The sequence below is a fragment of the Streptomyces sp. NPDC058877 genome (assembly GCF_042742855.1).
In the GTDB taxonomy this organism is placed as follows: domain Bacteria; phylum Actinomycetota; class Actinomycetes; order Streptomycetales; family Streptomycetaceae; genus Streptomyces.
In genome coordinates this window covers 1-10,263 of record NZ_JBHYMF010000223.1, presented here as the reverse complement: position 1 = coordinate 10,263, position 10,263 = coordinate 1, and the positions used below count along the sequence as shown (strand labels likewise).

At 71.3% G+C, this 10,263-nt stretch carries 9 protein-coding genes; 5 read left to right on the top strand and 4 right to left on the bottom strand.

Annotated elements, in window-relative coordinates; genetic code table 11:
• Positions 1 to 250 precede the first annotated feature (250 nt).
• On the bottom strand, positions 251 to 1,258 hold the full coding sequence (locus tag ACFW2Y_RS31575; RefSeq protein ID WP_384885919.1) for a GNAT family N-acetyltransferase: 1,008 nt from the start codon (positions 1,256 to 1,258) through the stop codon (positions 251 to 253).
• Positions 1,259 to 1,406: 148 nt separating this feature from the next.
• Positions 1,407 to 1,952, bottom strand: coding sequence for a carboxymuconolactone decarboxylase family protein (locus ACFW2Y_RS31570; protein WP_384885918.1), 546 nt, complete (start codon positions 1,950 to 1,952; stop codon positions 1,407 to 1,409).
• An 80-nt stretch (positions 1,953 to 2,032) separates the two neighbouring features.
• On the opposite strand from ACFW2Y_RS31570, the gene ACFW2Y_RS31565 reads away from it, so the two are divergent.
• Positions 2,033 to 4,972: a BTAD domain-containing putative transcriptional regulator gene (locus tag ACFW2Y_RS31565; RefSeq protein WP_384885917.1), complete on the top strand. Its 2,940-nt coding sequence runs from the start codon at positions 2,033 to 2,035 to the stop codon at positions 4,970 to 4,972.
• A gap of 31 nt (positions 4,973 to 5,003) precedes the next feature.
• On the top strand, positions 5,004 to 5,591 hold the full coding sequence (locus ACFW2Y_RS31560; RefSeq protein ID WP_384885915.1) for an SMI1/KNR4 family protein: 588 nt from the start codon (positions 5,004 to 5,006) through the stop codon (positions 5,589 to 5,591).
• Between the two features lie 50 nt (positions 5,592 to 5,641).
• Here ACFW2Y_RS31560 and ACFW2Y_RS31555 read toward each other — a convergent pair whose 3' ends face one another.
• The gene (locus tag ACFW2Y_RS31555; RefSeq protein WP_384885913.1) at positions 5,642 to 6,214 is read right to left on the bottom strand and encodes a TetR/AcrR family transcriptional regulator; all 573 of its coding nucleotides are present in this window, start codon (positions 6,212 to 6,214) and stop codon (positions 5,642 to 5,644) included.
• A gap of 108 nt (positions 6,215 to 6,322) precedes the next feature.
• Here ACFW2Y_RS31555 and ACFW2Y_RS31550 point away from each other — a divergent pair, with 108 nt between their 5' ends.
• Together ACFW2Y_RS31550 and ACFW2Y_RS31545 are read left to right on the top strand one after the other, a co-directional pair.
• Positions 6,323 to 7,498, top strand: coding sequence for an agmatine deiminase family protein (locus tag ACFW2Y_RS31550; protein ID WP_384885911.1), 1,176 nt, complete (start codon positions 6,323 to 6,325; stop codon positions 7,496 to 7,498).
• Between the two features lie 437 nt (positions 7,499 to 7,935).
• On the top strand, positions 7,936 to 8,382 hold the full coding sequence (locus tag ACFW2Y_RS31545; RefSeq protein WP_384885910.1) for a hypothetical protein: 447 nt from the start codon (positions 7,936 to 7,938) through the stop codon (positions 8,380 to 8,382).
• A gap of 212 nt (positions 8,383 to 8,594) precedes the next feature.
• Here ACFW2Y_RS31545 and ACFW2Y_RS31540 read toward each other — a convergent pair whose 3' ends face one another.
• Positions 8,595 to 9,221, bottom strand: coding sequence for a DUF4389 domain-containing protein (locus tag ACFW2Y_RS31540; RefSeq protein ID WP_384885908.1), 627 nt, complete (start codon positions 9,219 to 9,221; stop codon positions 8,595 to 8,597).
• A gap of 332 nt (positions 9,222 to 9,553) precedes the next feature.
• Between ACFW2Y_RS31540 and ACFW2Y_RS31535 the strand changes: the two genes are divergently transcribed.
• On the top strand, positions 9,554 to 10,087 hold the full coding sequence (locus ACFW2Y_RS31535; protein WP_384885907.1) for a hypothetical protein: 534 nt from the start codon (positions 9,554 to 9,556) through the stop codon (positions 10,085 to 10,087).
• Positions 10,088 to 10,263: the final 176 nt, after the last annotated feature.

The following is a 10,263-nucleotide window of genomic DNA, read 5'->3' as shown; positions in this document are numbered from 1 at the left end:
GGCATCGAGGCGCCGGCCCGCGGCCACCCGGTGGCCGAGGGGCGCACGGGACCCGCGGGAGGCGTCCGCGTCGGCGACGGCCACGGAGGGGGCGGTGGCGGAGACGCCCCTGTTGACGCCTCTCCGGGGTCAGGGGTGGCGGATCCGGAGTCGGAAGGACGCGTGTCGGCCGGGGGGAACCCTTCGGGGCGAAGGGAGCATCACGCGGGGACGCGGGATCCGGTCGTCGGGCCGGAGCGAGGAGCGCGGATCAGACCCCGGGCACGTCGAGCTGCAGTTCGCGCGTGCGCCGGTAGGGACGAAACCCCAGCCGACGGTTGACCGCCAGCATGTGGGCGTTGTCGTCGGCGTTGTCCGTCTCGATCTCGACCACGTCGGGGTGCTCCTCGCGCAGCCGACGCGCCATGGCGGCCTTGACCCACAGCCCCAGTCCGTTTCCGCGGTGCTCGGGTACGACCGCCGTGTCGTACTGCTGGACCCGAGGCGGTGTTCCCCGGGGGATCAGGACCTCGGTGTAGCCGGCCATGCTGCCGTCGTCGTGCACGGCGGCGAGGGTCAGCAGGGTGTCCCCGCGGTCGGCGACCACTGCGGCCATGGCGCGGACGCGTTCGGCGTCCCACGCCACACTGCCGTAGTCCAGGTCGCCGACGGGCATGTCGTTCATCGCGTTCTTGGCCGCGGCGAAAGCGGCGGCGAGGTCGTCGGGAACGGCTCCGGTCCAGCCGGTCAGCCGATAGCCGGGGTGCTCGGCACCGGCGATCTGGCGCAGGTCGGTCCGATCCGCCTCGTCGAGCCGCAGCACGAGGTGGTTCAGGGTCAGCACTCCGCGGAAGCCGTGTCGCTCGCCGAAGGCTTCGCCCGGACCGTCGGCCGCGGTCGTGACGACCAGGCTGCGTCGTTCCTCGGCCCGGCAGGCCGCCACGGCCGCCGACAGCAGGAGGGAGCCGGTTCCCCGGCGGCGGTGTGCGGGGTCGACGTGGAGTTCCAGCTCGGCCAGGTGTTCCTGGCCGGGAGAGGTGAACACCCGCAGGCCGGCGGCTCCGACCGGAACGCCGCCCGCGTCGATGGCCAGCCAGGTCAGCCGGCGGCTCCCCAGCGCGGGCAGGGTCAGTCGGGCGCGGGTCTGTTCGGGGTCGGGGACCGGCACTTCGGGCAGGTCGTGGGCCGTCGATGCCGCGAGGACCCGATGCCATGCGAGGGCTTTGGCAGTCGAAACGTCGTGGAGCAGATGGACTTGTACTGATGTGGGCAAGGGCATGCCTTTCGTGGTCGATTCGGTCGTACCCCGGAAACGTGCGGGGGCGCACCCCGTCGGTCGGGGCGCTGTGGAGGAGGAGGCCCAGAAGGGGGCGGGACGGCCCGGATCGGGAGATCCGTCCCGAGGCCTCCGTCGTCTCCACGGCCTTTCAGTCGGTGTGCCGCACGAGCGGCCAGTCGACGTCGAGACGGGCGGCCGTGGCGAGGTAGTTGGTGAACGAGTTGAGTGCGACATGGGCGATGACCTCGACGATCTGTCCCTCGGACAGGCCGGCGCGCCGGGCCGCTGCCACCTGCTCGTCGGCAAGGGCGCCGCGATCACGCACCGTTGTGGCGGCCAGGTCCAGGACGGCGGCGGCCCAGGGGTCGTCGGCCTCGCCCCGACGTGCACGGACGGCCTCGGCCGTGCTCAGCCCGGCCGTCCTGGTCCCGCGAAACGCATGCACCGACAGGCAGTAGTCGCACCCGTGCTCCTGCGCCACCAGCAGCGCGATGCTCTCGCGCACGCGCGCCGTCAAGGTCCCCTCCGCGCTCAGGGTGGTGACGGCGCCCAGGTAGCCCTTCAACACGGCTGGACTGTTGGCCATCACCCTGGCCAGGTTGGGGACGACCCCCAAGGTCCGGTGCGTGACGGCGAACAGAGCCGCGGCTTCACCGGTCGCGATCTCCGGTTCAATGGCGTGGAGTCCTGGCATGTCGGCAACCCTGCCGGTTGATCTTGATACATTCCCGATGCTTCTTCGATGCACGCAACGGTGGCCCCTGGAGTGACGGCATGCGGTTCACGGTCCTCGGCCCGGTGGAGGTCGTGGCTCCCGGCTCGGACGCGCCCGGCCTGGCGCCCCGCCACCGTGCGGTACTCGCCTATCTGCTGCTGCACTCCGGAGTCGTGATCAGCGCCGATCGCCTGATCGACGCGATGTGGGGACCGCTGCCACCGGATTCCGCCCGCGCGCAGATCCAGACCACGATCGCCGCGATCCGACGGATGCTCCGCGCTTCAGGGGCAGACCGGATGTTGGCCACCCGACCGGCCGGATACGTGATCACCCCCGAGCCAGGACAGCTCGACCTGGAGGAGTTCACCGACCTCGTCGCCGACGCGCCGTCCGTCTCCGGCGACCCGGGGAACACCGCGGACCGGATGCGCGCCGCGCTGGCGCTGTGGCGGGGGGAGCCGCTGGCCGGCATCACCGCCCACTACGCCCCGGGCGCCAGAGCACGCCTGAACGGGCAGTTGTTGACCGCCGTCGAGCGCCTGGCCGAGCTGGAGCTCGCCCGGGGGCGACACGATGACCTCATCGAGGAACTGTCCGCCCACGCGGCGGCCAACCCCTTGCGGGAACGCCTCTGCTGCCAGCTGATGCTGGCCCTGCACCGCGCCGGACGCCAAACCGACGCCCTGCACCTGGCAAGAACCTTCCGGGCGACCCTGGCCGAACGGCAGGGACTGGACCCCGGCCACGCCTTCAGCGAGCTCGAACGGGACATCCTGCGGGACGCCCCCGCCCTGCGCCCACCGGTCACCGCGCCGGCGGAACCACGGGGGGGCAACTTCCTGCCCTACGACGTGTCGGACTTCACCGGACGCGAGGACGAGCTCGACGGTTTGATCCGCCTGCGGTCGGGTGGCAGCGGCGGCGTCGTGACGATCTCTGCGATCGACGGGATGGCCGGGGTCGGCAAGACGACGCTCGCGGTCCACGCGGGGCACCGCCTTGCGGGCCGCTTCCCGGACGGACAGCTCTTCGTCGACCTGCAGGCGCACACCGCCGGTCAGCCGCCGCTCGAAGCCGGCGCCGCCCTCGGGGTCCTCCTGGGCCAACTCGGCGTGCCCGCAGCGCACGTGCCCGCATCGGTCACCGACCGCGCCGCGTTGTGGCGGTCCGAACTCTCCGACCGTCGCGTGCTGGTCGTACTGGACAACGCCCTCGGCGTCGACCAGGTGCGTCCCTTGCTTCCCGGAACCTCCCGCGCCCTCGTCCTGATCACCAGCCGTCGACGGCTGATCGACCTCGACGGGGCGCACGCCCTGTCCTTGGACGTACTGCCCGCCGCGGACGCCGAGGAGTTGTTCACGGCGATCGTCGGCGAGCGGGCGACCGCCGAACCCCTCGCCGTCCTCGACGTCCTCCAGCTGTGCGCATTCCTGCCGCTGGCCGTCCGCATCGCCGCCGCCCGCCTTCACCACCGTCCCCGCTGGACCGTGGCCCACCTGGCCGACCGCCTCCGCGACCAGCGCCGCAGGCTTGCGGAGCTGGCCACCTCGGAGCGGGGAGTGGCAGCGGCCTTCACCCTGTCCTACCAGCAGTTGACGTGCGATCAGCAGCGCATGTTCCGGCTCCTGGGGCTCCAACCGGGCCGCGACATCAGTACCGAGGCGGCATCCGCGCTGGCGGACCTTCCGCTTGGGCAGGCCGAGACGCTCCTGGAAGACCTCCTGGACGCCCACGTCCTGGCCCAGCACCAGCCCGGCCGCTACACCTTCCACGACCTGCTCCGCGAACACGCCCTCGCCACCGCGATCGCCCGGGAATCCCCCGAGGACCGGCGCGAGGCCCTCGGGCGGCTGTTCCACCACTACCTCCACACCGCGAGCGCGGCCGTCGACCACCTCTACCCCGAGGGCAAGAACCGCAGGCCGCGCATTCCCGCCCCCGACAACCCGACGCCGACCCCGCACGACGAGGCCGCGGCGGTCGCCTGGCTGGACGACGAACGCGCGAACCTCATGGCGGTCGGCCAGTACGCGGCCGAGCACGACTGGCTCCCGCACACCAGCCAACTGGCCGCCACCTTGCACCGCTACCTGTCGGGCCACGCCCACCAGGCCGACGCGCAGACCCTCCACGGCCTGGCGCTGCGAGCCGGCCGGCGAAGCGGCGACACGGCCGCCGAAGCACGCACGCTCATCGATCTCGGCGAGGTGCACTTCTGGTGGCACGGCGCCTATCGGCAAGCAGCCGAGCACTACCAGCAGGCCCTGGTCCTCGCACGCGAGACCGGCGACCGCAGCGCCATGGCCCGCGCACTGCAGGGCCTCGGCCACGTCTCCGTGCGGCGGCGAGACTACGAGCGGGCCCACGACCGCTGCGCACGATCCCTCGCACTCTTCCGCGAGACCGGCGACCGCGGTGGTGAAGCCAGCTGCCTGACCGACATCGGCACCTTCCACGAACGCCAGGGACGGTACGAGGAAGCCCACGAGCACCATCGACAAGCGCTGCGCGCGTACCGCGAGACGGGATCCCGCATCGGCGAGACCATCGTGACCAACAACATCGGGCTGCTCTGCCAGCGGCAGGGCCGCCATGACGAGGCCCGCCGCCACCACCGCCACGCCCTGGAGCTGAGCCGCAGGTTCGACTTCCCCGGGGACGAAGTCGAATCCCTCAACGCCCTTGGAGAAAGCGCCCGTTCCATGGGAGACCATGCCGGGGCCGTGGTGGAGCACGATGCCGCCCTGGCTCTCGCCCGCGAGTTCAGCTACCGCCCCGAGCAGGCCCGTGCCCATGCCGGCCTGGCGCACGCCCACCGCGACCTCGGCCACGTCGACCTCGCCCACGAGCACGGCCGACAGGCACTCGACCTCTACACCGCCCTCGCCGTCCCCGAGGCCGACGAGTTCCGCAGCTTCCTCGCCGGGCTGCACGGGGAGGGCGAGCACGCCAACCGCTTCGGACCGGAGGTGGGACCCCGGCGATCCGACCGGTAACCTCGTCGGAGACGAGAGAAGAGATCCTTCCGTGGATTCCCGGATTCCCCGCGTGCGTTCCGCCCTGGCGAAGATGCCCCACCGGCCGCAACGGAGCCGCTCCGTGTGCGGAGAGCGCCACCGCTTCCGCCTCGGCCCGCGTGTCAGCCCGGCAGAAGTCGACGCCTTCGAGGCGGAGCACCGGATCGTCCTGCCCGCGGCCTACAGGTCCTTCCTCGTGCACCTCGGGGGCAGCGGCGCCGGTCCCTTCTACGGCCTTCTTCCGCTGCAAGACTGCAGGTTGTTCACGATGAACCGGAAGCCGTCGGACGGCAGCCCGCGGGGATTCACCCATGCCGGCCATCCGGATGCGCTGCGGGGCGACCTCTTCCTCCACGTCATCGAGATGGGCTGCAGCGACCTGTGCCTCATCGGGGTGACCGGCCCCCTCGCCGGACGTGTGGTCACCGGAAACGCCGATGGCTTCCGGCCCCCCAACGTCTCCTCTGCGAGGGACTTCCTCAACTGGTACGAGCGCTGGCTCAACCACATGCGGGACGGCCGGGACAACGCGGCCCTGGGTCTCGTCTCGCCGGCGCTGTGGACCCGGCCGCTCCTCCCCTGCCGGACCGTCCCGTGACGTCCCGCCCCGTTTCGGATGAGGCCGGGGGAGCCGTGCCGACGACCGGGTCAGGGGCCGAGTTCTGCGGTGACGGCACCGCGTAGGAGGTGGCGGGCGCGGTCGAGGGTGAGGGTGCCGCTGAGCCAGCGCTTGCTGAGGCCTTCGACGAGGGCGGTGAGTCGATCGGCGGCGTCGTCCGGTGAGATGCCGGGGGCGGCCCGGCCGGTCTGCTGGGCGCGGTGGATGAGGTCGCTGGTGTAGTCGTTCCAGCTGTCGGTGGTGGTGCGGAGCTGGTCGCGCAGTTCGGGCTGGAAGACGGCGGTGGAGCGCAGTTCGCCCCAGGCGGTGCTGTTCTCGACGACGGCGGGGGTGTCCTGGAGTTCGAGGAGCAGCATCTCCTCCAGGTGGCCGCGGGGGTCGGTGTCGGGGTCGGCGGTGGGCCGGGTGTACTGCTCGGCTCGGGTGTTGATGAAGTCGAGGGTGCGGGCGAGGAGTCCGGCCCGGTCGCGGAAGTGGTAGTAGATCAGCGAGGTCGACACGCCGGCCTCCTCGGCCAGCTCCTCGACGCGCAGACCCCTGATGCCGCGCTGTGCGATGACGCGGGCGGCGGCTTCCAGGATGGCGGTGCGGCGGGCGGACACGGTTCGGCTCCCTCGAAAGGTTCCAGGCGGTGACGGAGGCAATGCTACCTTCTCGTCCTGACTGAAATTTCAGTCAGGAATTGTTCCACCCAGGATGGGAGCCGTGTCATGGGGAGACCGAACCGCCGGAGCGTGCTGAGGGGCGGCACGGCTGCGGCGCTGGCCGCTGCGGGGCTGGCGGCCTGTGCCCAGGGTCAGGGGGAGGAGCCGGGCCGACCGTCGGCCGGAGCGGAGGAGAGTGCGGTGCCCGTGCGGAACCGGGCCGGGTCGTTCATGCCGGCGGAGACCCACGAACATGTCCGCACGTTCATGTCCTGGCCGCCGCTGGACTCGGTCTGGGAGGACATGGCGGACGAGGTCCAGCGCGACATCGCGGGCATCGCCCGGGCGCTGGCCGGGTTCGAGCCCGTGGTCATGCTGGCTGCCCCGGAGGAAGCCAAGGCCGCCCGCCGGGCCTGCGGCTCCGGGGTCGAGGTGATCACGGTGCCCACCGACGACCTGTGGATGCGTGACAGCGGCCCGACCTTCGTCCAGGGCCCGAAGGGCGTCGAGGGCATCGACCTGCACTTCAACGGTTGGGGCGGCAAGCAGGAGCACGAGCGCGATGCGAAGATCGCCCGTGCCGTCCTGGAGTACGCCGGCGTCCCCCGCGTCGACGCGCCCCTGGTGGGAGAGGGGGGCTCGCTGGAGGTGGACGGACACGGCACCCTCCTGGTCACCGAGAGCTCCCTGGTCAACTCCAACCGCAACCCCGATCTGGGCCGCGACGAGATCGAGAACTCCCTCAAGGACCTGGTCGGCGCCGACCGGGTGATCTGGTTCAAGGGCGTCAAGGGCCAGGACATCACCGATTGCCACGTCGACTCGCTGGCCCGCTTCGCGGACGACGGCGTCGTCCTGCTCAGCCGTGCCTGGGTCGGCGACGGACCCGATGTGTGGACCCGCGCCCACGACCAGGCCCGCGGTGTCCTGGAGAACGCGATCGACGCCCGTGGGAGAAGGTTCGAGATCATCGACCTCCCCGAACCCGACCCCGCCAGGCTCGGCCGCCGCGGTGAGGACTTCCTCGGCTCCTACGCCAACTACTACATCGCCAACGACGCCGTCCTCGTCCCCCGCTTCGGCGACCGCAAGGCCGACCGGCGGGCCGCCGCCGTCATCGGCGACCTCCACCCCGACCGCGAGGTCGTCCAGTTGGAGATCCACGCCATCGCCGAAGGGGGCGGTGGCATCCACTGCGCCACCCAACAACAGCCCAAGGCCGCGGAGAGCAGCAGCTCGTGAGGTGCCGTGCGACTCCTGGCGGGGTCGGGGCAAGGTCGCGGGCAGCGGTGCTCGGTCGGCTACCGGATCCGTGTGCACTGCACCGGGCCTCGGTCCGGTGGTGAAGCGGATCTGCGCACCCGGCCCGCATGACCTCTTCGCAGCGCGTGGGTGCCCCGGTGCCCGCCGACCGAGTGGTGCCGGTCCTTCCGTGCACCGGCCGCCGGTTCGATCGGAGCCCGTTGCCCGTCCGATGAGTCGCTCGGGTGCGGCCCGCGTTCGCCCTCCCCGTCACATCGGCAGGCCGCCGACTGCGGACGGGGGAGCGGGACTGGGGGAGGGCATCAGGGGCGTCAGACCTGAGGCGTACACGAGGTCCGTACCGGGGCGGACGTATGCGGACAAAGGGCGGCAATCATTGAATCGTTCCCGCAATCACCAGGAAGCGAGTCGGAGCAGTGAGCCGAAAGAACCCCCTCGTCCTTGCCGCCGCGGGCATCGTCGCCCTCGGCGTCGGTGCGGCCGTCGCCGTCCCCGCCGCCGATCACTGGTGGGACGGGAGGCACCAGGAGTCCTCCGCGTACGCGACCGGCGCCAAGGCCAAGCAGGACCGGCGCTCCGTGCCGCGCTGGCTGCCCGACGACGCGACCTCGGTCAAGTACGCCATGAAGACGACGGGAGGCGAACGTCTGCTCGTCGCGACGACGGCCGGGGCGCGCCCGCCGGCCGAGTGCAAGCCGATCGAAGGGGCTTCTCCCGCGGCCGAGATCGGGGCTCCGTGGTTCCCTGACGGAGTCGCGGGCAAGGCCACCCTCAAGTGCGGCTCGTACTTCGCGTACCAGGACGGCACCACCTTGACCGCTTGGTCCACCGACCGAGAGTGGCGCGACGGGGGCTCGCCCTGAGGCGCCGTGCCGCAGCCGCGACCGGGCGCCGCCGGGAGCGGCGCGCCCCGGTGCGGGGGCACCGGCGTCCGGCCGTCGATCGGGCCGGCGAGGTGCTGGTCGCGTTCGAAGGTCGAGGACGGCTGCCGGGTGGCTCCTCGCTGTCCGACGCGAGGGCGACCGCCCCTGGGGTGCCCGGGGCCCGGACCGCGTCGAGGGTGCCGGGTGCGGGCTCAGGCGCCCGGCGCGGGAGCGGCCGGCTCCTCGCCTCCCTGGTCCAGTGCGAAGGGAGGGTAGCGGTCCGTCATCAAGGACGCGTAGACCGCGACGCGGAGGATCCAGCGGACCAGCCCCATCAGGAAGTCGTAGAGGCGGCGGGGGTAGACGGCGGTGAAGAGCAGGGCGACGACGGCGATCAACGTCAGGGCGCCCACCAGGCTGAAGCCGTAGTGGGCCTCGTTCCATTCGTCTCCGCTCCCGTACCAGCCGCTTCCCACGAAGAGGTCGACCAGCACGTAGTGCGGAATCGCCAGGAGCCACCACTTCACCAGGACCAGCCCCCGGGAGAGGCGATCGGGGTGGGGGAGGTCCAGGTGGAAGGGGTAGTCCGGAACGTCTTCCAGGGTGAACGGCGGATAGCGATCGGTGCCCGCGACGGTGAGCGCGTAGTAGTGAACCCGTGCGCTCCACCGCAGGACCCCGAGATTGAAATCGAAGAGAGGGCGTGGGTACCGGCCCGTGAAGAGGATCGCGAAGAAGGCGATGACGGTCACCACGAAGAATCCGACCCACAGGAAAGCCAGTACGACGTAGTGCGGGATGGCCAGCAGCCACTTGACCAGCCACATCCAGCGTGTCAATCGTGGATCGAGCGAGGCTTCCACAGTGAGCGGATAGGGAGTCCCGTGCGAATCCTTGAGCATGTGTGAAAGCCTTTCTGGAAAGGCAGAATTTCTGCCGCCAGAATCGCACCGGACCCGGAGTGCCGCCACCCAAGGGCCGTCCCGGAACCCCGTGCCGTGCTGGTGCGCCACTTCTCCCGGAGGGGGGCGGGGCTGCTGGTCCCGACGCTTGCGCTCGGTGCTGCTCTCGGGAAGGGTTTCGTCCCGTGGGTGCCGTTCGGGGCGGCGTCAGGGGCAGGGGCGGAGGCAGGGACATGTGCGTGGTGGACGTGAAGGTCAAAGAGGCTGCCGTGGCTCGGTTCCTCCGCGAACATCCGCACATGGGGCAAGCCGGCTGCGACCATCCCGCGCTGCTGGGCTGCACCGATGTCGACTGGTCGCAGATCCCCGGGTGTCCCGCCGGGATCCCGATCCTGCTGTGTGCCCTCCTGGACGGGGAAGCCGGCCCCGAGGCCCTGACCGCGCTGGACAACGTCTTGATGAGCGGCCCCCTCCGCATGAGCGCCGTGATGCCCGCTGCCCTGCCCTTCCTGATGCGCCTGGCAGCCCTCCCCGACCTCGTGGTGCGGCCCGGTCTGGTTGACCTCCTGGTCGTCGCTGCGGAACTGTCCTCGCCGGTCGACGCCGACGAGGAGCGCCAGGTGCTGCTCTTCGGGAAGGACTGTGATCGCCCGGAGCGCGAGGAATGCAGGGCCGTCTTCGCCGCACATGCGGCTGTCCTGGGTGCTCTCTTGGAGGACGAGACCCTTTCGGACGGACTGATCGGCACGGACGGCCGCGAGTGCCTGCTTCGGGCCGCGGGACTGGAGCGGTACCCCTCCTGACCGCCCTCGGTGGAGTCTCCGTCGGCGCCCCTCGGACCCGGTGGCAGCACCTCCGGGTCATCCGATCGACGGCGGATGACAGGGCGGATTCAAGTGGTCGTCGCAACACCTTGATCACGGAGGTGTCGCGTGGGAAGACCACCGGGTTGGACGACGACGTTGACGGGACGTCCGGC

What these genes read in the sequence shown, in the direction of transcription:
- ACFW2Y_RS31550 (WP_384885911.1), top strand. Translation starts at nt 6,323, where the DNA reads ATGGGGAGACCGAACCGCCGGAGCGTGCTGAGGGGCGGCACGGCTGCG.
- ACFW2Y_RS31570 (WP_384885918.1), bottom strand. Translation starts at nt 1,952, where the DNA reads ATGCCAGGACTCCACGCCATTGAACCGGAGATCGCGACCGGTGAAGCC.
- ACFW2Y_RS31565 (WP_384885917.1), top strand. Translation starts at nt 2,033, where the DNA reads ATGCGGTTCACGGTCCTCGGCCCGGTGGAGGTCGTGGCTCCCGGCTCG.
- ACFW2Y_RS31575 (WP_384885919.1), bottom strand. Translation starts at nt 1,258, where the DNA reads ATGCCCTTGCCCACATCAGTACAAGTCCATCTGCTCCACGACGTTTCG.